Below are 25,460 nucleotides of genomic sequence, written 5' to 3'. Positions count from 1 at the left end.
GTTGCCATTGCTGCGTTAAAAACAGGCTCAAAATGCTCATTTACAGCTCGTAAACTCCGCTTTTTCGCCTGTTTTTGCCTTGCACTGGCTGCCTCGCCTACGTTTTTCAACGGCCTGCTGGCCGCGTGCGTCAGCCGGGCACTGCCACTGCGTTCGCCTCAGTGCTGGTGATGCTCATGGGCGGCCTCGGCAACCGGCGCCTCTTGCTGCACCGCCACCTCGACCTCGACCTGGCCGGCCTTCTCAAAGGTCAGGGTCAGCGGGAAGCGTTCGCCGTCCTTGGCCTGCTGCTTCAGCTCGAACAGCATCACGTGGTAGCCCATGGGCGCGAACTGCACCTCGCCGCCGGCGGGGATGGTCACGTCCTGCACCTGCTGCATCCTCATCACCTCGCCTTCGTGCACATGCTCGTGCAGCTCGGCCTTGCCGGCCACCGGGGTGCTGACGGCGAGCAGGCGATCGGCCTCGCGGCCCCGGTTGTGCACCACGAAGTAGGCGGCGGCGGTCGGCGCCACCGGCGGCATGGCGCGCGACCAGGGGTGGTCGATATGCAGGTCGCCGGCCTGGTAGTCGTGGGCCTGGGCCAGCAGGCTGGCGCCGAGCAGCGCGCCCAGCAGCAGGAATTTGTTCGGCAGCATGGTGTTCCTCCAGTTGCGATAGTCGGCCGTAGCCTGAATGAATCCGGCGACGCCGGCCAGGGCCGGGGCGCCGCGATAAAGGTGGCGCGTCAGTCGCTGGCCAGCCGGCGCCAGGCCGGCAACCGCGCCAGCAGGCGATCCAGCAGCCAGATCAGCAGCAGCGAGGCGCCGACCAGCGGGAAGACCAGGCCGAGCGCCAGCATGATCGCCACCCCGAGCTTCCAGCGCGGCAGGTCGTGACGCAGCGGCGGCACGCCAAGGCGACCGGCCGGGCGGCGCTGCCACCAGAGCAGCAGGCCGCTGACCGCGCCGAACAGGATCAGCAGGCAGACCAGCGCCATCAGCAGCTGGTTGGCCAGGCCGAACATCTTGCCCTCGTGCAGCTTCACCCCGCTCTCCACCGTTCTGGCCACCAGGCCGTAGTCGCGCCAGCGCACATCGGCGAGCAGCGCGCCGCTGTACTGATCCAGGTGAAGGGTGGCGTCGTGGCGCGGGTCGTCGGCGAACAGGGCGACGGTGTAGACGCCTTCGGCGCCGCGCGGGAAGCTGATGCTGTAACCCGGCTGCACGCCCTGCGCCGCGGCGGTGTCGACCACCTGCTGCAGGCCGATCTGCGGCGCCGCGGCCGCGCCGGCGGGACGCTGGCCATGGTGCCCGGCATGCGGGTCGGAGGCCGGCAGCGGCGTCACTTCCACCGCCCAGGCCACGGTCTGCTGGCGGCTGTCGTTGAGGCTGCCGGTGAGCTGCCCGGACTTCGGCACCGCGTCCCACATCGCCGCGGGGAAGTGGTTCCAGGTGCCGGCGAACTGCGCGCCCCAGAAGCCGGTCCAGGTCATCCCGGTGAGCAGCATCAACAGCAGCAACAGGCTGCCCCAGAACCCGGTGACCCCGTGCAGGTCGCGCCACAGCAGACGCCCGCGGGCGCCCAGGCGCGGCCACAGCACGCCGGCGCCGCCGCTGCCGCGCGGCCACCAGAGGTACAGGCCGGAGACCACCAGCACCACGCCCCAGCCGGCGGCCAGCTCGATCAGGCGGTCGCCGACGGTGCCGAGCAGCAGATCGCCGTGCAGCTTGCGCACCACCGCCTGCAGGTTCCAGGTGGCGTCCTGCACGCCGAGCAGCGTGCCGCGGTAGGGGTCGAGGAACAGATTGAGCTCCTGTCCGTCCTGGCCGATCACGAACTGCGCGCTGCGGTCCTCCGCCACCGGCGGCAGGTACTTGCTCACCGCTGCCTGCGGATAGGCTGCGCGGACGATGGCCAGCTGGCGGTCGGCATCCAGGGGCCGTTCGCCCGCCGGCACCTGCAGCAGATCGGCGTACAGCCACTGGTCCAGCTGCGGCTTGAACAGGTAGATCATGCCGGTGATCGACAGCATGACCATAAAGGGGATGACGAACAGCCCGGCATAGAAATGCCAACGCCAGGCCAGGTTGTAGAAAGCGGGCTGCGCGCGCACGCGAGCCCCTGCAACGGCATCGGGGAGTGACGACATGGGAGTTCTCCAGCGTCGCGCGCATGCCGCGCGACGCACTATTCGCATGGTGGGGAATGCCCCGCCAGGGGCAGGCTGATCAGGCGAACAACGGAGAAGCGCGGGGGTTGGCCGAGGGCCAGAGGTAGCGGAGCGGGCGGCGGACCGCGAGGCTGACGCCGGGCAGCGCGCGACTGACCGGCAGCAGGCCGAGCAGGCCGAAGAAGGCGGCGAGGATGATGGCGCTGAAGCTGCTGCTCAGGGCGCAACCGGAGCCGGTGGCCGGATTGGGCGCGACCACGCCGGAGCCGTCGAGATCGGCGCCGGCGCCGAAGTTGCCCTCGAAGGAGCAGTACTGGCCATCCAGCCCGCTGAGCTGCAGGCCGGCCATCTGGCCGTGGCTGATGGCGCAGACGAACGCGCCGAACAGGATGCTGAAGTACAGCAGCCAGGCGGTCAGCGAGCGGTGTTTGCGGGCCAGTTTCATGGGGCGCGACTCTAAACAGGCGATGGCGGCGCGACACTGCGGTGGATTGCCGCAGCCGAGTGCAAGCCTAGCCGCGCCAGGGGGCATGCGCCAGCAGCTCGGCGCAGCGCGCCTGGACGAACTCGCGCAGCAGGTGCACCGGCCGGCTCAGCTGCGCGCGGTGGGCGCAGACCAGGTTGAGCGGGGTCGGCTCGCCGCGCCACTGCGGCAACAGCAGCTGCAGCCGCCCGGCGCGCACGTCGCCGGCGACATCCAGCCAGGACTTGTACACCAGCCCCTGCCCCGCCACCGCCCAGCGGCGCACCACGTCGGCATCGTCGCTGACCCGGTCGCCGGCGACCGTCAGGGCGATTTCGCGCTTGCCACTGTGAAAGCGCCAGCGCTCGTGCACCCGCCCGCCGAGCATATAGAGCAGACAGTTGTGCTCGGCCAGCGCCTCCGGCGTCTGCGGCGCGCCATGCCGCGCCAGGTAGGCCGGTGCGGCGCACAGCACGCGGCGGTTGTCCGCCGCCAGCGGCAGCGCCACCAGGCTGGAGTCTTCCGGCGCGCCGTAGCGCAGGGCAATGTCCACCGGCTCGCGGAACAGGTCGACGACGCGGTCGCCCAGCAGCAGGCGCAGGTGCAGCTGCGGATGCTCGCGCTGGAACGCGTCGAGCCAGGGCAGCAGGGTGTTGCGGCCGAAATCCGAGGGCACCGACAGCTGCAGCACGCCGCCGATCTCGGCCTTGCTGCCGGCCAGCTGCCGGCGACCGTCCTCCAGGCTGTGCAGGGCCAGGCGCGCATGGCCGAGAAACAGATCGCCTTCCGGGGTCAGGCGCAGGCTGCGGGTGGAACGGGCCAGCAGACGCACCTGCAGTTGCTGCTCCAGGCGCTTGAGCGCGGCGCTGGCCACAGCCGGCGACACCTCCAGCAGGCGCGCGGCGGCGGACAGGCTGCCGGTCTCGGCAGTGCGGACGAAGAGTTGCAGGTCGTCGAAACGCAGCATGATTTTCAAAAAAATAATGAAAGAGACTCTATTCCTACGCGCTTTTTCGCCTTTGTGAAATAGCCGAGCATGGCGACACCCTCTCCCGCCGAGCTCGCCCCGATGAAAGCCGTCGCCTATTACCAGTCCCTGCCTGCCGAACATCCCGACGCCCTGCAGGATGTCGAACTGCCCGCCCCCACCCCCGGCCCGCGCGACCTGCTGGTGGCGGTGCAGGCCATCTCGGTCAACCCGGTGGACACCAAGATCCGCCGCAACGTCGCCCCGGAACACGGCGCGGCCAAGGTACTGGGCTGGGACGCCGCCGGCGTGGTGCAGGCGGTGGGCAGCGAGGTGAGCCTGTTCCAGCCTGGCGATCGGGTGTTCTACGCCGGCGCCATCGACCGCGCCGGGGCCAACAGCGAGCTGCACCTGGTCGACGAGCGCATCGTCGGCCACATGCCCGCCAGCCTGTCGTTCGCCGAGGCCGCCGCCCTGCCGCTGACCGCCATCACCGCCTGGGAACTGCTGTTCGAGCGCCTGCAGGTCGGCGAAGGCCAGGCCAGCCAGGGCCAAAGCCTGCTGATCGTCGGCGCCGCCGGCGGGGTCGGCTCGATCCTGGTGCAGCTGGCGCGCCAGCTCACCGAACTGCAGGTGATCGCCACCGCCTCGCGGCCGCAGACCCAAGCCTGGGTGCGCGAACTGGGCGCCCACCAGGTGCTCGACCACAGCCAGCCGCTGGCCGCGGAACTGGCGCGCCTCGGCCTCGGCCAGGTCAGCCACGTCGCCAGCCTGACGCAGACCGACCAGCACTTCGCGCAGCTGGTCGAGGCGCTGGCGCCGCAGGGCCGCCTGGCGCTGATCGACGACCCGCTGCAGCCGCTGGACGTGATGCTGCTCAAGCGCAAGAGCCTGTCGCTGCACTGGGAGCTGATGTTCACCCGCTCGCTGTTCCAGACCGAGGACATGATCGAGCAGCACCGTCTGCTGCAGCGGGTCTCCGCGCTGGTGGACAGCGGCGTGCTGAAGACCACCCTGGGCGAGCACTTCGGCCGCATCGACGCGGCCAATCTGCGCCGCGCCCACGCCCTGCTGGAAAGCGGCCAGGCGCGGGGCAAGATCGTCCTCGAAGGCTTTTGATAGCCTCTCGCCACCACTCGCGATAGGCCAGCTAGACTTGCTGAGGCGCCCGCTGGCGCCTCAGTGCGAGTCTTGTCATGCGTCGCAAACTGGCCCACCCCCTGTATCTGACCGCCATCTACTGCGCCTTCGGCGTGCTGTGGATCGTCTTCAGCGACGGCGCGCTGCAGGCCCTGGTCGCCGACCCCGGCCTGCAGGCCGTCTGGCAGACCGCCAAGGGCCTGCTGTTCGTGGCGTTCAGCAGCCTGCTGGTGTACGCCCTGACCCGCTACGCCCTGGCCCGGCAATCGCGGCTCTACGACGCCCTGCAGTTGCGCACGCGCATGCTGCAGCAGGCGCAGCGCAACGCCGCCCTCGGCAGCTGGGACTACGACGGCCAGTTCAGCTGGGGCGAGGAAGCCCTGGAGCTGCTCGGCCAGAGCGAGGCCCAGGCGCCGCGCCATCTCGACCAGTTGCTCGCCCTGATCCATCCCGGCGACCGCCCGGCGGCGCGCCGCGCCCTGCTGGCGCTGCTGCAGGAGGGACAGGCCCTGCACCTCAGCCTGCGCCTGCGCCAGTCGCGCGACAACGGCGAATACTGGCTGCAGCTGCACGGCGAGGCGGATCGCCCCGGCCATGCCCTCGGCACCCTGCAGAACATCAGCGCGCAGAAGCGCGACGAGCAGGCCCTGCGCGAGAGCGAGCAGCGCTTTCGCCAGCTGTTCGAGCAGACCCCGCGCATCGCCGTGCAGGGCTACGACCGCGAGCGCCGGGTGATCTTCTGGAACCCGGCCAGCGAGCAGCTGTACGGCTACCGCCTGCAGGACGCCCTCGGCCGGCGCCTGGAGGAACTGATAGTGCCGGAGGCCGAACGCCGTCAGGTGGTGGCGGCGATCCAGGCCTGGCACCTGGGCGGACCGGTGATTCCCGCCGCCGAGATCCAGCTGCAGCGCCAGGACGGCAGCCTGGTCTGGGTGTTCTCCAGCCACGTGATGCTGCGCAACAGCCGCGGCCAGGCGGAGATGTACTGCATCGACATCGACCTCACCGAGCAGCGCCGTGCCCGCGACGAGCTGCAGGTGTCCGAGCTGCGCTACCGCGAGCTGGTGCAGGAGATCGACGATGCCGTGTGCCTGACCGACAGCCAGGGCCGCCTGACCTTCCTCAACCCGGCCTGGGATCGCTTGAGCGGGCGCCCCGGCCACAGCTGCCTGGGCCTGCCGCTGGGCGACTACCTGCGGGATCCCGCGGGCGAGCCGCTGCAGGCGACCATCGCCGCCCTGCTCACGGGCCACCGCAGCCACTGGCAGGGCCCGGCCCTGCTGCTGCGCGCCGGCGCCGAACCGCTGCCGGTGAGCCTGCGCCTGGCCACCGGCAGCGAACCGCGCCACGGCCTGCACGGCAGCCTGCGCGCCGATGGTCGGCTGCTTGATCCAGGTCAGGAAACTGCCACGCCGGCAGACTAAGATTGCTGCTCCCCCCAAGAGGTGGCGCAGCATGAACATCCTCATTCAGCCGCTGAACAAGGCCGGCCAGACCCTCTGGCAGGTACGTCTGGATCAACACAGCGTGAGCTTTCGCAGCGAAGGCGAGGCCCGCCAGTTCGTCGCCACCCTCGAGGCGCGCCTGCGCGCGCCGCACGCCCTGCCCTGGCGGCAGCACAGCCAGGCGAGCTGAAGCAGCCTAGACCGGGCTACGCAATGCCGGGCTGCTGCGCAGCATGTCCAGCACTGCGTCCACCAGCGCCGGCGCCTGCGCGGCCAGGTCGAAATCGGGCACCAGCAGCCAGTTGGCTTCCACCCCTTCCATGTAGGCGTGCAGGCACACCGCCGCGCGTCGGCAATCCAGCTGCGCCGGCAACTGGCCGCGACTCACCGCATTGCCCAGGGCCCTGGCGATGCGCTGGTCGCACTCGGCGCTGAGCGCCTGCAGGCGTTCGCGCAGGCCGACCAGCTCGCCGGTGTACTCGCACTTGTAACGCAGGATGTCGTGGATGCGCCGGCTCTGCGCGTCCTGCGCCAGACGGGTAAGGGCCTTGACCAGCAGTTCGCGCATGCAGCCCAGCGGGTCCGGCTCGTCCTCGCTCTCGCTGGCCCGGGCCAGTTCTTCCAGCGGCAGACGCAGGCGTTCGAGCATGGCCTGGAACAGGTCCAACTTGTTGTCGAAATGCCAGTAGATGGCGCCGCGGCTGACCCCGGCGGCCTTGGCCACTTCCGCCAACGAGGCGCGCGAAACGCCCTGGGCGTGGAACACCCGTTCGGCGGCATCGAGTATCTGCACCCGCGTCGCCTCGGCTTCTTCTTTGGTTCGTCTGACCATTTTCCGCGCCTACCTGTATCGCCCAATAGCCGCTCGCTAGAGCGCCGGGCTGGAGTATGAAGGCAGTTTTAGGCATTTACAAACATTCACGTACGTAAGTATATTCGCCGCCATTGGTTCTCAGTTACTGCCCTCCCCGCCCCTTCGGGCACCAGATTCGACAAACGAGGTCACCTCAGATGCACACGAAGCCAGCCTTCGCCGTCATGGTTTCCGCCATTGCTGCGGCCCTGCTCAGCCTCTCCGGCTGCCAGGAAGCCAGCGCCCCGCAGACCCAACAGGCCCCCGAAGTCGGGGTGGTGACGCTGCAAGCGCAACCCTACGCCCTGACCAGCGAACTGCCGGGACGCACCAGCGCCTACCGCATCGCCGAGGTGCGCCCGCAGGTGGCCGGCATCATCCAGAAGCGCCTGTTCACCGAGGGCAGCGAGGTCAAGGCCGGTCAGCAGCTGTACCAGATCGATGCGGCCAGCTATCAGGCCAGCTTCAAGAGTGCCCAGGCCACTCTGCTGTCGGCCAGCGCGCTGGCCGAGCGCTACAAGCTGCTGGTGGCCGACCAGGCCGTCAGTCAGCAGGCCTACGACGAGGCGCGCGCCGCCAGCCTGCAGGCCGAGGCGGCGCTGGAGCAGGCGCGCATCGACCTGCGCTACACCAAGGTGCTGGCGCCGATCGGCGGCCGCATCGGCCGATCCGCAGCCAGCGAGGGCGCCCTGGTGAGCAACGGCCAGAGCGCCGCCCTGGCCACCATCCAGCAGCTCGACCCGATCTACGTCGACGTCACCCAGTCGAGCAAGGAGCTGCTGCGCCTGCGCCGCGACCTGGCCAGCGGCCAGCTGCAGAAGGCCGGCGACGGCGGTGCCAAGGTCGCGCTGAAACTGGAGGACGGCAGCCGCTACGCCCACGAGGGCAGCCTGGAGTTCTCCGAGGTGGCGGTGGACGAAGGCACCGGCTCGGTGACCCTGCGCGCGGTGTTCCCCAACCCCGACCACCTGCTGCTGCCGGGCATGTTCGTGCATGCCGAGCTGCTCTCAGGGGTCAAGCGCGACGCCATCCTCGCCCCGCAGCAGGGCGTGACGCGCAACCTCAAGGGCGAGCCGGTGGCGCTGGTGGTGGACGCCGACGGCAAGGTCGAACAGCGCCTGCTCAAGGCCGAGCGCACCGCCGGCAACGCCTGGCTGGTCGAGGAAGGCCTGGCCGAGGGCGACCGCCTGATCACCGAGGGCCTGCAGTTCATCCAGCCCGGCACCCAGGTCAAGACCGTGCCGGCACGCAATATCAAGGCCGACGAGGTGGCGCAGGACGCCGCCCCGGGCAACGGCAAGGGCTAACGGAGCGCCACTGAATGTCCAGATTCTTTATCGACCGGCCGATCTTCGCCTGGGTCATCGCCCTGGTGATCATGCTGGCCGGCGGCCTGTCCATCCTCAAGCTGCCGATCAACCAGTACCCGAGCATCGCCGCGCCCGCGGTGGGCATCAGCGTCAGCTACCCCGGCGCCTCGGCGCAGACGGTGCAGGACACCGTGGTGCAGGTGATCGAGCAGCAGCTCAACGGCATCGACGGGCTGCGCTACATCAGCTCGTCGAGCAACTCCGACGGCAGCATGGAAATCACCGTGACCTTCGAGCAGGGGGTCAACCCGGACATCGCCCAGGTGCAGGTGCAGAACAAGCTGCAGCTGGCCACTCCGCTGCTGCCGCAGGAAGTGCAGCAGCAGGGCATCCGCGTGACCAAGGCGGTGAAGAACTTCCTGCTGGTGATCGGCGTGGTCTCCACCGACGGCAGCATGAGCAAGGACGACCTGGCCAACTACATCGTCTCCAACCTGCAGGACCCGATCTCGCGGACCAAGGGCGTCGGCGACTTCCAGGTGTTCGGCGCGCAGTACGCCATGCGCATCTGGCTCGACCCGGCCAAGCTCAATGCCTTCCAGCTGACCCCGGTGGACGTGCGCAACGCGATCCAGGCGCAGAACGTGCAGATTTCCTCCGGCCAGTTCGGCGGCCTGCCCGCCTCGCCGGGCAACCAGCTCAACGCCACCATCATCGGCAAGACCCGCCTGCAGACCCCCGAGGAGTTCCGCAACATCCTCCTCAAGGTCGAGACCGACGGTTCCCAGGTGCGCCTGGGTGACGTCGCCAAGGTCGAGCTGGGCGGCGAGAACTACGCCATCAGCGCGCAGTTCAACGGCATGCCGGCCTCCGGCCTGGCGGTCAAGCTGGCCACCGGCGCCAACGCCCTGGACACCGCCAAGGCGGTGCGCGAGACCATCGCCACGCTGGAACCGTTCTTCCCGGCGGGCATGGAGGTGGTCTTCCCCTACGACACCACGCCGGTGATCTCGGCCTCCATCGAGGGGGTGGTGCACACCCTGTTCGAGGCCATCGTCCTGGTGTTCCTGGTGATGTTCCTGTTCCTGCAGAACCTGCGCGCCACCATCATCCCCACCCTGGCGGTGCCGGTGGTGCTGCTCGGCACCTTCGGCGTGCTGGCGGCGTTCGGCTTCTCCATCAACACCCTGACCATGTTCGCCATGGTCCTGGCCATCGGCCTGCTGGTGGACGACGCCATCGTGGTGGTGGAAAACGTCGAGCGGGTGATGCGCGAGGAAGGCCTGTCGCCGCTGGAGGCCACGCGCAAGTCGATGGGCCAGATCCAGGGCGCGCTGGTGGGCATCGCCCTGGTGCTGTCGGCGGTGTTCCTGCCGATGGCCTTCTTCGGCGGCTCCACCGGGGTGATCTACCGGCAGTTCTCCATCACCATCGTCTCGGCCATGGCCCTGTCGGTGCTGGTGGCGCTGATCTTCACCCCGGCGCTGTGCGCGACCCTGCTCAAGCCCATCGCCAAGGGCGAGCACCACGAGAAGAAGGGTTTCTTCGGCTGGTTCAACCGCAAGTTCGAGCGCAGCTCGGACGCCTACCAGCGCGGCGTGACCGCCATGCTCAAGCGCAAGGCGCCGTACCTCGTGCTGTACCTCGCCATCGTCGCTGTGATGGCCTTTATGTTCACCCGCATTCCCACCGCCTTCCTCCCCGAGGAAGACCAGGGCGTGCTGTTCGCCCAGGTGCAGACCCCGGCCGGCTCCAGCGCCGAGCGCACCCAGGCGGTGGTCGACGAGATGCGCCAGTACCTGCTGGACGAGGAAAGCAGCACGGTGAAATCGGTGTTCACCGTCACCGGCTTCAACTTCGCCGGTCGCGGGCAGAGCTCGGGCATGGCCTTCATCATGCTCAAGCCCTGGGGTGAACGGCCCGGCGCGGAGAACGGCGTGGCCGCCCTGGCCCAGCGCGCGCAGCAGCACTTCTTCAGCTTCCGCGACGCCATGGTGTTCGCCTTCGCCCCGCCGGCGGTGATGGAGCTGGGCAACGCCACCGGCTTCAACCTGTTCCTCCAGGATCAGGCCGGCGTCGGCCACGAGGTGCTCAACCAGGCGCGCGACCAGTTCCTCCAGCTGGCCAACCAGCACCCGACGCTGACCAGCGTGCGCGCCAACGGCCTGCGCGACGAGCCGCAGTACCAGCTGCTGATCGACGACGAGAAGGCCAGCGCCCTCGGCCTGTCGCTGGCGGACATCAACAACACCCTGTCGATCGCCTGGGGCGCCAGCTACGTCAACGACTTCATCGACCGCGGCCGGGTGAAGAAGGTCTACCTGCAGGGCGTGTCCTCGGCGCGCATGAGCCCGGAAGACCTGAACAAGTGGTACGTGCGCAACGCCGCCGGGCAGATGGTGCCGTTCAGCGCCTTCGCCAGCGGCGAGTGGACCTACGGCCCGCCCAAGCTGAGCCGCTACAACGGCGTGTCGGCGGTGGAAATCCTCGGCGCGCCGGCGCCCGGCTTCAGCTCGGGCGACGCCATGGCCGCGGTGGAGGAAATCGCCAAGCAGCTGCCCGAAGGCGTCGGCTACGCCTGGACCGGGCTGTCCTACGAGGAACGCCTGTCCGGCTCGCAGGCCCCGGCGCTGTACGCCCTGTCGCTGCTGGTGGTGTTCCTCTGCCTGGCGGCGCTGTACGAGAGCTGGTCGATCCCGTTCTCGGTGATGCTGGTGGTGCCGCTGGGGATCATCGGCGCGCTGCTGGCCACCTACGGCCGCGGGCTGTCGAACGACGTGTTCTTCCAGGTCGGCCTGCTCACCACCATCGGCCTGTCGGCGCGCAACGCGATCCTCATCGTCGAGTTCGCCAAGGCCCAGTACGAGCAGGGCATGAGCTTCACCGAGGCGGCCATCGAGGCCTGCCGCATGCGTCTGCGTCCGATCGTCATGACCTCGCTGGCGTTCATCCTCGGCGTGCTGCCGCTGGCCATCGCCAGCGGCGCCGGCGCCGGCAGCAAGCACGCCATCGGCACCGGGGTGATCGGCGGCATGCTCAGCGCCCTGGTGCTGGCGATCTTCTGGATTCCGCTGTTCTACGTGCTGGTCTGCTCGCTGTTCGAGAAGAAGAAAACCGAGCCGGCCGGCGAAACCGAAAAGGAGGCGCTGCAGTGAGGCAGTCCCTGTTGACCCTGGCCGTGACCGCCGCCCTGCTCGGCGGCTGCAGCCTGATTCCCGATTACCAGCGCCCGGACGCCCCGCTGGCCGCCGACTGGCCGCAGGGCGAGGCCTATGGCAGCGCCGCGGCCGAAGGCGAACGCGCCGCCGCCGACCTGCAGTGGCGCGAGTTCTTCCGCGACCCGGCGCTGCAGCAGCTGGTGCAGCTGGCGCTGGAAAACAACCGCGACCTGCGCGTGGCCGCACTCAACGTCGAGGCCTACCGCGCGCTGTACCGCATCCAGCGCAGCGAGCTGCTGCCGTCGCTCTCCGCCGACGGCAGCGGCACCCGCCAGCGTCTGCCGGCCGACCTCAGCCAGAACGGCGCGGCCGGCACCGGCGGCCAGTACAGCGCGACCCTGGGGGTGAATGCCTGGGAGCTGGATTTCTTCGGCCGCATCCGCAGCCTCAACGAGCAGGCGCTGGAACAGTACCTGGCCACCGAACAGGCGGCGCGCAGCACCCAGATCAGCCTGGTGGCCAGCGTCGCCAGCGCCTACCTGCAATGGCAGGCCGATCTGGCCCTGCTGCAGCTGACCCGTGACACCCTGGCGACCTACGAAGACAGCTACCGCCTGACCCAGCGCAGCTTCGACGTCGGCGTCGCCGATGCCCTGGCCCTGAGCCAGGCGCGCAGCGCGGTGGACAGCGCGCGGGTGAGCCTGGCGCAGTACCAGCGCCTGGTGGCGCAGGATCGCAACGCCCTGACCCAGCTGCTCGGCACCGGCCTGCCGGACGACCTGCCGCAGGGCCTGGCGCTGGACGCCGAGCTGCTCGAGAGCGTGCCGGCCGGGCTGCCGTCGGATCTGCTGCAACGGCGCCCCGACCTGCTGCAGACCGAGCACCAGCTCAAGGCGGCCAACGCCAATATCGGCGCGGCGCGCGCGGCCTTCTTCCCCAGCGTCAGCCTCACCGCCAATGCCGGCACGGCCAGCAGCCAGCTGTCCGGGCTGTTCGACGGCGGCTCCGGCACCTGGCTGTTCCAGCCCAGCATCAGCCTGCCGATCTTCAACGCCGGGCGCCTGCGCGCCAACCTCGACTACGCCGAGCTGCAGAACGACATCCAGGTGGCGCAATACGAGAAGGCCATCCAGGTCGCCTTCCAGGAAGTCGCCGACCGCCTCGCCGCCCGCACCACCTACCGCGAGCAGCTGGCGGCCCAGCGCGCCCTGCTGGACACCACCGAGACCTACTACCAACTGGCCGAACGCCGCTACCGCACCGGGGTCGACAGCTACCTGACCCTGCTCGACGCCCAGCGCCAGCTGTTCAGCGTGCGCCAGCAACTGATCGGCGACCGCCTGGCCCAGCTCGCCAGCGAAGTGGAACTGTACAAGGCTCTCGGCGGCGGCTGGAACGCCGATACGGGCACGGCCCCGCAAGGTTGATCGCGCGTAACCCGCATCACGGACGAGCCTTATCCCACGCGCCGCCCCCGCAGTTATTGCGGGGGCGTTTTTCTATTCAGGCCATACGCGCGGTAGCTGTCGATACGTCGATCTACCCATTCGCCCGTCCGGGGAGAGGGAGTAGCCCGCACCGACGCCCCTCTTATCAACCGGCATAGTGCCGACTCCGCCAGGCGAAGGCGCAGGTCCCGGCGCCGCACAGCGCGATCACCAGGGCCATGGGCGCCGCCGTGCCGTCGTGCAGGGCGCCGACCAGGGCCGAGGCGCTGGCCGCCACGCTGAACTGCAGGCTGCCGAGCAGCGCCGAGGCGCTGCCGGCGTGTTCGCCCTGGCCGGCCATGGCGCAGGCAGTGGCGTTGGGCAGGATGCTGCCCAGGCTGGCGACGCAGACGAACAGCGGCACCAGCAGCGGCCACAGGCTGGCCGGCTGCCAGGCCGCCAGCCCCAGCAACGCCAGGCCGCTGGCCAGGTACAGCGGCGCCATGCGCCGCAACCAGCGGCCCGGCCCGCCACGGCGCACCAGGCGCGCATTGACCTGCGCCATCAGCACGAAACCGGCGGCGTTGCTGCCGAACAGCCAGCCGTAGTGCTCGGCCGGCACCCCGTACAGCTCGATGAAGACGAAAGGCGAACCGGCGATATAGGCGAACATCCCGGCCATCGCCACGCCGCCGGCCAGCGAATAGGTGATGAAGGCGCCATTGCCCAACAGCACCCGGTACTGCCCCAGCGCCCCGCGCAGCGGCGCCGGCGCCAGACCCCGCGGCCGCGTTTCCGGCAGCCACAGCAGCACCGCCAGCAGGCACAGGCCGGCGAACAGCGCCAGGCTGTAGAAGATCCACGGCCAGCCCAGGGTGCCGAGCAGCAGGCCGCCGCCCAGCGGCGCGAGGATAGGCGCCAGGCCCATCACCAGCATCAGTTGCGAGAACACCTTGGCCGAGGTCAGCGGGTCGCACAGATCACGCACCACCGCACGGGTCACCACCATGCCGGCGCAGCCGCCCAGGGCCTGGACGAAGCGCGCGCCGATCAGCCACTCCAGGCTCGGCGCCAGGGCGCAGGCCAGCGACGCCACGGTGAACAGCGCCACCCCCAGCAGCAGCGGGCCGCGCCGACCGTAGCGGTCGGCCAGCGGGCCGTAGAACAGCTGACCGAGGGCGATGCCGACGAAGTAGGCGGCCAGCGACAGCTGCACCTGCTCGACATCGGTGGCGAACTGTTGGGCCAGGGTCGGGAAACTCGGCAGGTAGAAATCGATGGCCAGCGGGCCGAAGGCGCACAGCGCGCCGAGAATCAGCAGGAGGCGAAGGTTCATGGACAGTCCGGACATTTATTAGCCGGCTAATCATCTCATCGGGACACCGCCCAAGAAAGGCCTGGGCCGCGGCTCGCGGCCCGGGCAGGGCTCAGCGCTGGTCGGCCTCTTCGCCCTGGTCGGCCTTGCCGCGTCGGCTCAGGCGCTGCGCGGCGGACTCCACCAGCAGGTAGAACATGGGGATCAGGAAGGTCGCCAGCAACGTGGCGGCAAGCATGCCGCCGATCACCCCGGTGCCGATCGAGTGGCGGCTGGCCGAACCGGCGCCCGAGCTGATCGCCAGCGGCACGCAGCCGAGGATGAAGGCCAGCGAGGTCATCACGATGGGGCGAAACCGCAGCTTGGCCGCCTCCAGCGCCGAGTCGAAGATGCCCTTGCCCTCGGCGCGCAGCAGCACGGCGAACTCGACGATGAGGATGGCGTTCTTCGCCGCCAGGCCGATCAGGGTGACCAGGCCGACCTGGAAGTACACGTCGTTCTGGATGCCGCGCAGCCACACCGCGAGGATCGCGCCGAACACCGCGAAGGGCACCGCGGTGACCACCGCCAGCGGCAGGGTCCAGCGCTCGTACTGGGCGGCGAGGATAAGGAACACCAGGATCAGGCCGAAGACGAAGGCCTGGGTACCCGACCCCTGAGTGGCCAGCTCCTGGAAGGCCGAGCCGATCCAGCCCAGGCTGTAGTCCTCGCCGAGCACCTGGTCGGCCACCTCCTGCATCGCCGCCAGCGCCTGCCCCGAGCTGTAGCCGGGTGCCGGGCCGCCGAGCACCTTGGCCGAGGGGTAGACGTTGAAGCGGTCGTAGGAGTCCGGACCGAGGATGCGCCGCACCCGCAGCAAGCTCGACAGCGGAATCAGCTCGCCGGCGCTGGAGCGCACGTAGACCTGGCCGAGGTCCTCCGGCTTGCGGCGAAACTCCGCCTCCGACTGCAGGCTGACCTGCCAGGTACGCCCGTAGAGGGTGAAGTCGTTGACGTAGTAGCTGCCGAAGGTGGCCTGCATGGCGGTGAACACGTCGCTGACGCTCACCCCCAGGGCACGGGTCTTGGTGCGGTCGAGGTCGATGTAGTACTGCGGCACATTGGCGCTGAAGGTGCTCTGCACCCCGGCCAGTTCCGGGCGCTGGCTGGCGGCCTGGACGAAGGCCTGGACCTTGGCGCCGAGCGCCTCGACGCTGCCGCCGGAGCGGTCCTGGATATAGGCCTCGAAGCCGCCGGTGGTGCTCATGCCGGTGATCGGCGGCGGGTTGAACGACAGCACCAGGCCGTCCTTCTGCGTCGCGCCCATGCCCATGAATTCGCGGGTCAGGTTGCGCGCATCCAACTCGGGCGTGGTGCGCTCGCTCCAGTCCTTGAGCGGCACGAAGGACACCCCGGCGTTGCTGCGCACGCCGAAGGTGAGCACGTCGAAACCGGCGAAGGTGACCACGTCCTGCACCGCCGGATGCTCCATCAGTTGCTGGGTCACCGCGCCGCTGAGCGCGTCGGTGCGGTTGAGCGAGGCCGCCGGCGGCAGGTAGTAGGCGTTGATCACGTAGCCCTGGTCCTCGTCCGGCACCAGCGAGCCAGGCACCCGCGCGAACAGCAACACGATCAGGCCGATCATCCCGCCGAACAGCAGCAGGCCCACGGCCGAGCGCTTGAGGAAGAAACGCACGCCGGCGCCGTAGCCCTCGGTGGCCTTGTCGAAGAAGCGGTTGAAGGCACGAAACGGCGCCGCCGGCTCGTGATGGCCGGGCTTGAGCAGCAACGCGCAGAGCGCCGGACTCAGGGTCAGGGCGACTATGCCGGAGATCACCACCGACACCGCAATGGTGATGGCGAACTGTTTGTACATCTGCCCGGCCAGGCCGCCGAGGAAGCCCACCGGAATGAACACCGCGCAGAGCACCAGGACGATGGCGATGATCGGCCCGGTGACCTCCTCCATCGCCTCGATGGCCGCCTCGCGCGCATTGAGGTGCTTGGTGCGCATCACCCGCTCGACGTTCTCGATCACCACGATGGCGTCGTCCACCACGATGCCGATGGCCAGCACCATGCCGAACAGGGTCAGCAGGTTGATGGAAAAGCCCAACAGGTACATGCCGGCGAAGGTGCCCACCAGCGACACCGGGATGGCCAGCACCGGGATCAGCGTGGCGCGCCAGTTCTGCAGGAACACGAAGACCACCAGCACCACCAGCACCAGGGCCTCGAAGAAGGTGTGGATCACCTCCTCGATGGACACCCGGACGAACTTGGTGGTGTCGTAGGGGATCTTGTAGGCGATGCCCTCGGGAAAGCGCTGCGCCAGGCGCTGCATGGTGCGCTCCACCGCCTCGGCGGTGTCCAGGGCGTTGGCGCCGGGCTGCAGGTAGATGCCGAAGGCGGCGTTCTGCTGGCCGTTCAAGGTAGTCACCAGGGAGTAGTCCTGGGCGCCCAGCTCGACCCGCGCCACGTCCTTGAGCAGCAGGCTGGCGCCGGTGGCGTCGCTGCGCAGGATCACGCTCTCGAACTCCCTGGGGTCGGTGAAGCGGCCCTGGGTGGTCACCGTGTAGGTGAAGTCCTGCGCCTCCTTGAGCGGCTGCTGGCCGAAGCTACCGGCGGCGAACTGCGAGTTCTGCTCGCGGATGGCATTCACCACGTCGGTGGGCGTCAGGTCGTACTGCGCCAGCTTGTCCGGGCGCAGCCAGATGCGCATGGAGTAGTCCTTGGAACCGAACTGGCTGGCGTCGCCCACCCCGGGCAGGCGCTTGAGCTCGTCGATCACGTTGATCAGCGCGTAGTTGCTGATGAAGATCGGGTCGCGCGAATCGTCCGGCGAATAGAGGGTGATCACCTGGAGGATGTCCGAGGACTTCTTCTCCACGTTGACCCCCTGCCGGCGCACCTCCTCGGGCAGCTTGGCCTGGGCGGCCTGCACCCGGTTGTTGACGTCGATGGTGGCCTGGTCGGGGTCGGTGCCCACCTCGAAGTACACGGTCAGGCTCATGGCGCCGCTGCTGGAGGAGTTGGACAGCTGGTAGATCATGCCCTCGACGCCGTTGATCTCCTGCTCCAGCGGCGCCGCCACGGTCTCGGCGATGACCTGGGCGCTGGCGCCGGGATAGGCAGCCGAAACCGAGACCTGCGGCGGCAGGATCTCCGGGTACTGGGCAATCGGCAGGGCGCGCATGGCGGCCAGGCCGGCGAGCACGATGACGATGGAAATGACGGTGGCGAACACCGGGCGGTCGATGAAGAAGCGCGAGATCATGGCGTCACTCCTGCGCCGTGGCTTGCGCCGGGGCTGCCTTGGCCTCCTCGACCTGTACCGGACTGTCCGGGCGCACCTTGGCCAGGCCGTCGACCACCACCCGGTCGCCCTCGCTGACGCCGGAGGTGATCAGCCAGCGGCCGCCGGCCGTATCGCCGGTGCCGACCTGGCGCATACGCGCGATGCCCTGCTCGTCCACCACGTAGACGAAGGTGCCGCGCGGCCCCTGGGCCACCGCCCGCTCCGGCACGGTGATGGCGTCGGGCCGGGTCAGGCCCTTGACCAGCACCCGCACGAACTGTCCCGGCAGCAGCTTCTGCTCGGGGTTGGGCACCACGCCGCGGGCGCTGACGGTGCCGGTGCCGCGGTCGATCAGGCTGTCGGTGAAATCCACCTCGCCCTCCACCGGATAGGCCGAACCGTCGCCGAACTGCACCTCGACGTTGAGTTTGCCGCTGGCCGGCGGCACCAGGCTGCCTTCGGACAACTCGCGACGCAGGCGTTCGGCTTCGGCGTCCGGGTAGGCGAAGTTGACGAAGATCGGGTCGAGCTGGGTGATCTGGGTGAGCAGGCTGGCACTGGGATCGCCGGCGACGATCAGGCTGCCCTCGGAGACGCTTTCCTTGCTGGTGATGCCGGTGATCGGCGCCTTCACCGTGGTGTAGTCGAGGTCGATCTGGCGCGATTGCACCTCGGCCTGGGCGGCCTCGATATTGGCCTTGCTCTGCTCGAAGTTGGACACCGCATTGTCCAGCTCGCTCTCGCTGGCGAAGCCCTTCTTCTGCAGCTCGCGAATGCGCTTGAGGTCGCGCTCGGTCTGCCGAAAGCGCGCCTGCTCCTGGGCCAGCGCGCCCTTGGCGCGGGCCAGCGCGGCCTGGTAGGGACGCGGGTCGATGCGAAACAGCAGCTGATCCTTCTGCACGCCGCTGCCTTCCTGGTAGGTGCGCTCCTGGAGGATGCCGCTGACCTGGGCCCGCACCTGTACCTCGCGATAGCCGGCGGTGCGCGCCGAGTACTCCAGCACCACCGGCAAGGCGCCGGCCTTGACCTGCTCCACGGTCACCGCCGGGGGTGGCGCGTCGGCACCCAGGGTGGCCAGCGGCAGCACGGCTAGACTCAGGGACAACAGCGGACGGAACAGGCGAACGAACGACATGAGGCACTCCTCTCCTTGGCGACGCGCATGGCGAAGGGCGCACGGCGGACTCGCCAGTCGCGCGGCGCCACCTGCTGGCACGGCAAAATCGGTAAACTCGGCTCAACCAGAGCCTAGCCAGAATTGACCGAATCGCCATGCGCCGAACCAAAGAAGACGCGGAGAAAACCCGCTGCGCCATCCTCGCCGCCGCCGAGCTGCTGTTCCTCGAACAGGGCGTGGCCCATACCAGCCTGGAGCAGGTGGCGCGCCGTGCCGGGGTGACGCGCGGGGCGATCTACTGGCACTTTCAGAACAAGGCCCATCTGTTCCACGAAATGCTCAACCAGGTGCGCCTGCCCCTGGAGCCGCTGGCCGAACAACTGGAGGCCGCCGACGGCCTGACCTCGCTGCAGATGCTGCGCGACCTGTGCGTCGAGGCCATGGCTCACCTGGCGCAGGACGCGCAGCGCCGGCGCATCTTCACCATCCTGCTGCGCCGCTGCGAATTCACCGAGGAGCTGCGCGAAGCCGAGGAGCGCCACGAGGCCTTTATCAACCAGTTCATCGCCCTGTGCGAACAGCAGTTCGCCCAGGCGGCGGTGCAGCCGCTGCTGCAGCCGGGCATCAGCCCGCGCCTGGCGGCGCGTACCCTGCACGCGCTGATCGTCGGCCTGTTCAGCGACTGGCTGCGCGACCCCAACCTGTTCGACCCACAACTCGACACCCCGGCCATGGTCGACAGCTGCTTCCGCGGCCTGCTGCGTAGTTGGCAGTAGCTCGGGTGTCGCGGGGCCGCGCCTAGGCCGTACGCACCGGCCCCTGCTGCGCGCGGCGCACCCTACAGGTCCGGCTTCGGCGCATCCCCGCGCGACAGCGGCAGGCTGGCCCAGTCCAGCTGCGCCGGCACCTGCAGCGCGGCCTCGGCGGCGATACCCGGCGCCACCAGAAAGCCCTGCATGATGCTGCAGCGGTGGCTCACCAGCCAGTCGCGCTGGGCCTGGGTTTCCACCCCTTCGGCGATCACCTCCAGACCGAGGTGATGGCCGAGGTCGATGATGGTGCTGACCACCGCGGCGTCGCGCGGCGAATCGAGCATGTTGGCGACAAACAGGCGGTCGATCTTCAGCGTATCCAGCTCGAAATGGCGCAGGTAGGCCAGCGACGAGTAGCCGGTGCCGAAGTCGTCGATGGCGATCTTCACCCCCAGCTGGCGCAGGTGGCGCAGCTGCGCCTGGGTCAGCTCCAGGTCCTGCATCAGCGCGCTCTCGGTCACCTCCACTTCCAGCTGGCGCGGCTGCAGGCCGTGGGCTTCGAGCACCCGCTGCAGGTCGTCGACCAGCTGCGGCATGCCGAACTGCACCGGACTGACGTTGATGCTGAGCACCAGCTCGTCGCCGAACTGGCGACTGAAGCCAGCCAACTGGCGCGCCCCCTCGCGGAAGATCCAGTCGCCCAGGCGATTGATCAGGCGGGTCTCCTCCAGCAGCGGGATGAACACGTTGGGCGCCACGGTGCCGGCGACCCGGTGCTGCCAGCGCAGCAACGCCTCGAAGCCGCGCAGACGACCGCTGCCTAAGTGCACCTGGGGCTGGTAGACCAGCACGAAATCGTCGTTCTCGATGGCGTGGCGCAGGCTCTCCTCGAGCATCAGCCGCGAGCGCGCGCGACCGTTCATCTCCGGGGAGAAGAAGCGGTACTGCTGACGCCCGGCGCGCTTGGCCTCGTACATGGCCATGTCGGCGGCGCGCAGCAGACCCTCGACGCTCTGCCCGCACTCGGGAAAGCAGGCGATGCCGACGCTGGCGCCGAGGGTGAAGTCGACGCCGTCGAGGTGATGGCGCACCGAGACCAGCTCGATCAGCTTCTCCGCGACCCGCGCCGCGTCCTCGGGGTGGCCGAGGTTGTCGAGCAGCGCGGTGAACTCGTCGCCGCCGATGCGCGACAGGCTGTCGTAGGGGCGCAGGCAGGCCTTGAGCTGTTCGCCGACGCGGCGCAGCAGCTGGTCGCCGGCGTCGTGGCCGAGCGAGTCGTTGATCCGTTTGAAGCCGTCCAGGTCGAGGTAGAGCACGGCGAGACGCTGGCCGCTGCGCTCGATGCGCGCCAGCGCCGACTCCAGCGCGCGGTGGAAGCCGCGCCGGTTGAGCAGGCCGGTCAGCGCGTCGGTGACCGCCTGCGACTCCAGCTGCGCGTGCAGGTTGCGCACCACCGACATGTCCAGGGCGATCACCACCATGGCGTGCTGCAGGCGCGGCAGCGGCGAACAGGACAGCGCCACCGGCAGGAGGCCGCCGGCGAGGGTGCGCAGGCTGGCCTCATGCACCCGGTAGGTGGCCTCGCGCTTCCAGTGGCGGTAGAACTCCGACTGCCGCCAGTCGCCCTCGACCTGCGGGCTGTGCAGGAAGGCCAGCAGCTCGGCGCCCTCCAGGTCGGCGACTTCGCCCTGGAGCATCTGCGCCATGGCCGGGTTGGCGAACTGGATGCGGCCGTCCTCGCCGACCACCATGATGCCCTCGGCGGCGTTGTTCAGCACCGAGGCGTTGAACGCCCGCGCGCGGTCGAGCTGCTGGCTCAACTGCTGCAGCTCGCTGCGGTTGCGCTCGTGATCCAGCAGGCTGTGGATCTTGTGCCGCAGCACCGTGGGGTCGAACGGCTTGAGCACGAAATCCACCGCGCCGCTGTTGTAGCCGCGCAGCACCGCGTCCTGGGTCTGGGCGATGGCGGAGACGAAGATGATCGGGGTGAAGCGGGTGCGCGGGTTGCCGCGCATCAGCCGGGCCACCTCGAAGCCGTCCATCCGCGGCATCTGCACGTCGAGCAGCACCAGGCCGACGTCCTCTTCCAGCAGGCAGCGCAGCGCCTGCTCGCCGGAATTCACGCAACGCAGCTGCCAGTCGCCGTCGTCGAGCAGGGCCTGCATGGCCTCGAGATTCTCCGCGCGGTCGTCCACCACCAGCAGGATCTGCGTTCCCTGCTCGGTGTCGATCTTGGTCTGCGCCTGGGCCATGCTACCTCCTGTGTCCTTTTGGCCTTGCACCGAACTCCTGCCCTTCAGGTTAGATCATTGCCGGCCAGCGGCAGTGCGATGGGCGTGAGCCAGCGCTCCAGCAGGGCCAGCAGCTCGTCGCGCTTGATCGGCTTGGCCATGTAGTCGTCGGCTCCAGCGGTTATGCATTTCTCGCGGTCGCCCTTCATCGCGTGGGCGGTCAGGGCGATGATCGGCAGGCTGCAGCCGTGCTCCTGCTTGAGCAGGCGAGTGGCGGTGTAGCCATCCATGGTCGGCATGGCCATGTCCATCAGGATCAGGTCGAACGGCTCGCGCTGGTAGCAGGCGATGGCTTCGACGCCGTCCTTGGCCGCGGTCACGCGCAGACCGACTTCATCGAGCAGCGCGCTTAAGGCGTAGACGTTGCGCATGTCGTCGTCGACCAGCAGGAGGCGCCGCCCCTCCAGTGGATTGACGCGGCGCCGGCCCTGGTCGGGGCCGCGCACCTCGTCGAGAAAGCCCTGCACGGCCTGATCCAGCGCTTCGGTGTCGTCGCCGTGCTTGCGCACCACCACCGCGCTGTAACGGCGCAGGCGCTGCAGGCTCTGCAGGGTGACGTCGACCCCGGTGTTGATCACCACCCGCAGGCCCTGCAGCGGGCGCAGCTGGTTGAGGCTGTCGAGCAGGGCAAAGCCGTCCTGGTCGGGCAGGTCCAGGTCGATCACCAGGGCGCTGAACTGGCCGCCGGCATAGGCGGCGCGGGCCTGCTCGGCGCTGGCGCAGGCGGTCACCGCAAAGCCCAGCTGGCTCAGGTGCTCGCGGTAGTGTTCGCGCTCGATCTCGACGTCCTCTACCAGCAGCAGCGCCTGATCCGCCGACTGGCCGTGCTGCAGGTCGAGGAACACCTGCTCCAGCTCTTCGCGGTCGATCGGCTTGACCAGGTAGCGCGTGCCGTCGTCGTTCCAGCCGGCCGGCTGCGGCACGCAGGAGATGATGTGCACCGGCGTGTGGCGATGGCCGACCTGGCCGCGCAGGCGGCGGAACAGCTGCCAGCCGCTGATGTCCGGCAGCAGGATGTCGAGGATCACCGCATTGAACGGTTCATGCTGCAGCAGGTTCAGCGCCTGCAGGCCGGTGCGGCAGTGCACGCTGGAAAAGCCGTGGCCGTGAGCCGCCTCGGCGATCACCGCGGCGAAATTGGCGTCGTCCTCGACGATCAGCAGCGGCGGCCCTTCGCCGCCGCGCTGCGGCCCCTCGAGCGGCGCTTCGGCGCTGGCCGGCGCGCTCTGCACCGGCAGGCGCACGCTGAACACCGAGCCCTGCCCCGGCGCGCTGTGCAGGCTGATGTCGCCGTCCATCGCCAGCACCAGCTGGCGGGTGATGGCCAGGCCCAGGCCGGTGCCACCGAAGCGCCGGCTGGTGGAGCCGTCGATCTGCTGGAAGGCCTGGAAGATCTGCTCGTGCTGCGCCGGGTCGATGCCGATGCCGGTGTCGCGCACGCTGAAGCTGAGCAGCTCGCGACCGTCGTCCAGGCGTTCCTCCCAGCTCACGGTGAGGCTGACCTCGCCCTGCTCGGTGAACTTCAGCGCGTTGGACAGCAGGTTGCGCAGGATCTGGTGCAGGCGCACGCGGTCGGTGTGAATCACCCGCGGCACCCCGGCGTCGAGCTGGGTGTGCAGGCGCAGGCCCTTGAGCTCGGCCATCGGCCGCAGGCTGGCGTCCAGTTCGACCAGCACGTCCTGCATGTTCAGCGGCTCCAGTTTGAGCTGCATGCGCCCGGACTCGACCTTGGCCAGATCCAGCACGTCGTTGATCAGCTGCAGCAGGTCGCTGCCGGCGCGGTGGACGATATCGGCGTGCTTGGCCTGCTTCTCGGTAAGGTTGCCGGCCAGGTTCTGCCGCAGCTGGTCGCTCAGGATCAGGATGCTGTTGAGCGGCGTGCGCAGCTCGTGGGACATGTTGGCGAGGAACTCGGACTTGTAGCGGTTGGCCAGCAGCAGCTGCTCGGCCTGCTCGCGCAACTTGTGCTCGGCCGCCTTGCGCTCGCTGATGTCGATGATCACCGCCTGCACCAGGGTCTCGCTGCCGCTGCGGATCGGCGACAGGCCCACCTCCAGGGGGATCATCCGCCCTTCGCGGTGCTGGCCGAACAGCTCGCGGTTACCGCCCATGCGCCGCGGTTCCGGCAGCGCCTGGTAGCCGCGGCGCATGGCCACGTGACTGCCGCGCAGGGCGCTGGGCAGGAGCATCTCCACCGGCTCGCCGAGCAGCAGCTGCCGCTCGTAGCCGAACAGCAGTTCGGTCTGGCGGTTGACCATGGCGATGCGGCCCAGGCTGTCGACCAGCAGGATGGCGTTGGGCGAGGCCTCGACCACCAGGCGGAAACGCTCCTCGGCGCCCTTGCGTGCGCGCAGGTCGACCAGGTTGAGCAGGTAGTCGGCGTCGCCGCCCTCGCGCAGGCGGCTGAGACTGAGGCTGACCGGAATCGTCTCGCCGCGCTGGCTGCGCGCCTGCAGCTCGTCGCCCTCGGCCAGCTGCGCCTGCAGCGTCGGCAGCGCATCGACCGCCGGCAGAAAACGCGCCACCGGCTCGCCGAGCAGCGCCGGCGCGGCGCAGTCGAGCAGCTCGGCGGCGCTGCGGTTGGCCATCTCGATGCGCCCGTCGGCGGTGCACAGCAGGGTGGCCACCGGCAGACGTTCGACCAGCAGGCGAAAGCGCTCCTCGCGCTCCTGCAACTTGGCCGCCACCTGCTGGCTGGCGTGCAGCTTGCGGTCGCGCTGGTACAGGTAACCGCCCACCAGCAGCGCCAGCAGGGCCACCGCCGCCAACCCCAGCCACAGGCCGAGGGTGCTGCCGCGGCCGGCCAGGCCGCGCTCATACTCGGCGGTGCTGCTGACCTGCAGGCCCCAGGTGCGGCCGTACAGCGACAGCTCCAGGCTGCGCTGGAAGCGCGGTTGCCAGTCGGCGCGCGGCGCATCGCCGCTGAGCAGCATGGCGTCCGGCTCCTGCAGGTCCTTGAGGGCGATATCGAAACGGCGGCTCTGCGGGCCGAGGATGCCTTCCATCAGATCCTGGCTGCGGAAGGCGCCATGGACCGTGCCGAGCAGGGCCTCGCGACGCTCCTGCGGCGTGCTCAAGGGCATGCCCGGGCGGAACACCGGAAGAAACAGCAGCACCCCGCCCTGCACGTCGACCTGGGTTTCCTGACGCAGGATCAGCGGCGCGCTGAGGGTGGCCTCGCCGCTGTCGATGGCGCGTTCGATGGTGCTCAGGCGCGCCGGCTCGGTGAGCATGTCGAAGCCCAGCACCCGGCGGTTGCGCCAGTCCAGCGGGCTGACGTAGCCGATCAGCAGGTACTGCTCGCGTTCGCCGGCGGGGAACATCTGGTAGTCGAGGCGCTGCTGTGCCTGCAGTTCGGCCAGGTAGTCGGCGAGTTGCGCGCGGCCCAGGTAGCGCGACCAGGCCAGGGCCTGGATGCCGGGATAACGATCCTGCAGCTGCAGCTGGTCGAGGGCGCGATCCCACTCCACCTGTGACACCGCATCGCTGCCGGTCATCAGCCCGGAGACGCCGCGCAGCACCATCTCGTAGGCCTGCATTCGCGCCAGTACACGCTGGCCGACGTCCTGCGCCTCGAGCAAAAAGCGCTGCTCGCTGTCCTCGCGCTCGCGGCTCTGCATCAGCTGCCACTGCCAGACGATCAGCGCGCCGAGGCCGAGTAGCAGGCTCAGTGCCACGGCCAGCGGCAGCCAGGGTTTAGGCGCAGGCAAGACAGCTCTGTCGTCCATAGATTCTCCCTCGGTCATCCCGAACCAACGCGCACCAGCAGGCCGACGCGCGGACTTCACAGAAC

The 25,460-nt window shown here is 69.2% G+C and carries 17 protein-coding genes; 7 read left to right on the top strand and 10 right to left on the bottom strand.

Annotated elements, in window-relative coordinates:
• Nucleotides 1–158 precede the first annotated feature (158 nt).
• The 4 genes from EA796_RS14230 to EA796_RS14215 form a co-directional block, all read right to left on the bottom strand.
• Complete coding sequence (locus tag EA796_RS14230) at nt 159–638, bottom strand: copper chaperone PCu(A)C (RefSeq protein ID WP_122109065.1); 480 nt, start codon at nt 636–638, stop codon at nt 159–161.
• Between the two features lie 89 nt (nt 639–727).
• Nucleotides 728–2,131: a PepSY domain-containing protein gene (locus EA796_RS14225; protein WP_122109064.1), complete on the bottom strand. Its 1,404-nt coding sequence runs from the start codon at nt 2,129–2,131 to the stop codon at nt 728–730.
• Between the two features lie 79 nt (nt 2,132–2,210).
• Nucleotides 2,211–2,597, bottom strand: coding sequence for a DUF2946 domain-containing protein (locus EA796_RS14220; protein ID WP_122109063.1), 387 nt, complete (start codon nt 2,595–2,597; stop codon nt 2,211–2,213).
• A gap of 67 nt (nt 2,598–2,664) precedes the next feature.
• Complete coding sequence (locus EA796_RS14215) at nt 2,665–3,582, bottom strand: LysR family transcriptional regulator (RefSeq protein ID WP_122109062.1); 918 nt, start codon at nt 3,580–3,582, stop codon at nt 2,665–2,667.
• A gap of 102 nt (nt 3,583–3,684) precedes the next feature.
• Here EA796_RS14215 and EA796_RS14210 point away from each other — a divergent pair, with 102 nt between their 5' ends.
• The 3 genes from EA796_RS14210 (at nt 3,685) to EA796_RS14200 (ending at nt 6,357) form a co-directional block, all read left to right on the top strand.
• Nucleotides 3,685–4,701, top strand: a complete 1,017-nt coding sequence (locus tag EA796_RS14210; RefSeq protein WP_021445040.1) for a zinc-binding alcohol dehydrogenase family protein — start codon at nt 3,685–3,687, stop codon at nt 4,699–4,701.
• A gap of 77 nt (nt 4,702–4,778) precedes the next feature.
• The gene (locus tag EA796_RS14205) at nt 4,779–6,146 is read left to right on the top strand and encodes a PAS domain-containing protein (RefSeq protein WP_122109061.1); all 1,368 of its coding nucleotides are present in this window, start codon (nt 4,779–4,781) and stop codon (nt 6,144–6,146) included.
• A 31-nt stretch (nt 6,147–6,177) separates the two neighbouring features.
• On the top strand, nt 6,178–6,357 hold the full coding sequence (locus EA796_RS14200) for a hypothetical protein (protein WP_122109060.1): 180 nt from the start codon (nt 6,178–6,180) through the stop codon (nt 6,355–6,357).
• Nucleotides 6,358–6,363: 6 nt separating this feature from the next.
• On the opposite strand, the gene EA796_RS14195 is transcribed toward EA796_RS14200, so the two are convergent.
• Nucleotides 6,364–6,999: a TetR family transcriptional regulator gene (locus tag EA796_RS14195; protein ID WP_122109059.1), complete on the bottom strand. Its 636-nt coding sequence runs from the start codon at nt 6,997–6,999 to the stop codon at nt 6,364–6,366.
• A 179-nt stretch (nt 7,000–7,178) separates the two neighbouring features.
• On the opposite strand from EA796_RS14195, the gene EA796_RS14190 reads away from it, so the two are divergent.
• The 3 genes from EA796_RS14190 to adeC are packed head-to-tail and all read left to right on the top strand — an operon-like array spanning nt 7,179 to nt 12,915.
• Nucleotides 7,179–8,327, top strand: coding sequence for an efflux RND transporter periplasmic adaptor subunit (locus tag EA796_RS14190; protein WP_122109058.1), 1,149 nt, complete (start codon nt 7,179–7,181; stop codon nt 8,325–8,327).
• A gap of 14 nt (nt 8,328–8,341) precedes the next feature.
• Nucleotides 8,342–11,485, top strand: coding sequence for an efflux RND transporter permease subunit (locus tag EA796_RS14185; RefSeq protein WP_021443405.1), 3,144 nt, complete (start codon nt 8,342–8,344; stop codon nt 11,483–11,485).
• Nucleotides 11,482–12,915, top strand: a complete 1,434-nt coding sequence (gene adeC, locus EA796_RS14180; RefSeq protein WP_122109057.1) for an AdeC/AdeK/OprM family multidrug efflux complex outer membrane factor — start codon at nt 11,482–11,484, stop codon at nt 12,913–12,915. The genes EA796_RS14185 and adeC overlap by 4 nt, the downstream gene beginning before the upstream one ends.
• A gap of 166 nt (nt 12,916–13,081) precedes the next feature.
• Here the strand turns inward: adeC and EA796_RS14175 are convergent, their stop codons facing one another.
• From EA796_RS14175 to EA796_RS14165, 3 genes are all read right to left on the bottom strand, one after another.
• Entirely contained in the window at nt 13,082–14,251 is a 1,170-nt protein-coding gene (locus tag EA796_RS14175) for a multidrug effflux MFS transporter (protein ID WP_122109056.1), read from the bottom strand.
• Between the two features lie 91 nt (nt 14,252–14,342).
• The gene (locus tag EA796_RS14170; RefSeq protein WP_122109055.1) at nt 14,343–17,486 is read right to left on the bottom strand and encodes an efflux RND transporter permease subunit; all 3,144 of its coding nucleotides are present in this window, start codon (nt 17,484–17,486) and stop codon (nt 14,343–14,345) included.
• A gap of 4 nt (nt 17,487–17,490) precedes the next feature.
• Nucleotides 17,491–18,642 carry an efflux RND transporter periplasmic adaptor subunit gene (locus tag EA796_RS14165; protein ID WP_021442526.1) on the bottom strand — a complete coding sequence of 384 codons (1,152 nt, stop codon included), beginning with the start codon at nt 18,640–18,642 and terminating at the stop codon, nt 17,491–17,493.
• Between the two features lie 137 nt (nt 18,643–18,779).
• On the opposite strand from EA796_RS14165, the gene EA796_RS14160 reads away from it, so the two are divergent.
• Nucleotides 18,780–19,400 (top strand): TetR family transcriptional regulator, encoded by a 621-nt coding sequence (locus EA796_RS14160; RefSeq protein ID WP_021442527.1) that lies wholly within the window; start codon nt 18,780–18,782, stop codon nt 19,398–19,400.
• A 62-nt stretch (nt 19,401–19,462) separates the two neighbouring features.
• Here the strand turns inward: EA796_RS14160 and EA796_RS14155 are convergent, their stop codons facing one another.
• Both EA796_RS14155 and EA796_RS14150 read right to left on the bottom strand, forming a co-directional pair.
• Nucleotides 19,463–21,628 carry a bifunctional diguanylate cyclase/phosphodiesterase gene (locus EA796_RS14155; RefSeq protein WP_122109054.1) on the bottom strand — a complete coding sequence of 722 codons (2,166 nt, stop codon included), beginning with the start codon at nt 21,626–21,628 and terminating at the stop codon, nt 19,463–19,465.
• A 44-nt stretch (nt 21,629–21,672) separates the two neighbouring features.
• Nucleotides 21,673–25,395: a response regulator gene (locus EA796_RS14150; protein ID WP_122109053.1), complete on the bottom strand. Its 3,723-nt coding sequence runs from the start codon at nt 25,393–25,395 to the stop codon at nt 21,673–21,675.
• Nucleotides 25,396–25,460: the final 65 nt, after the last annotated feature.

This window comes from Pseudomonas sp. AOB-7 (assembly GCF_003696305.1).
Lineage (GTDB): Bacteria > Pseudomonadota > Gammaproteobacteria > Pseudomonadales > Pseudomonadaceae > Aquipseudomonas.
This window is presented reverse-complemented; position numbering and strand designations above follow the sequence as displayed.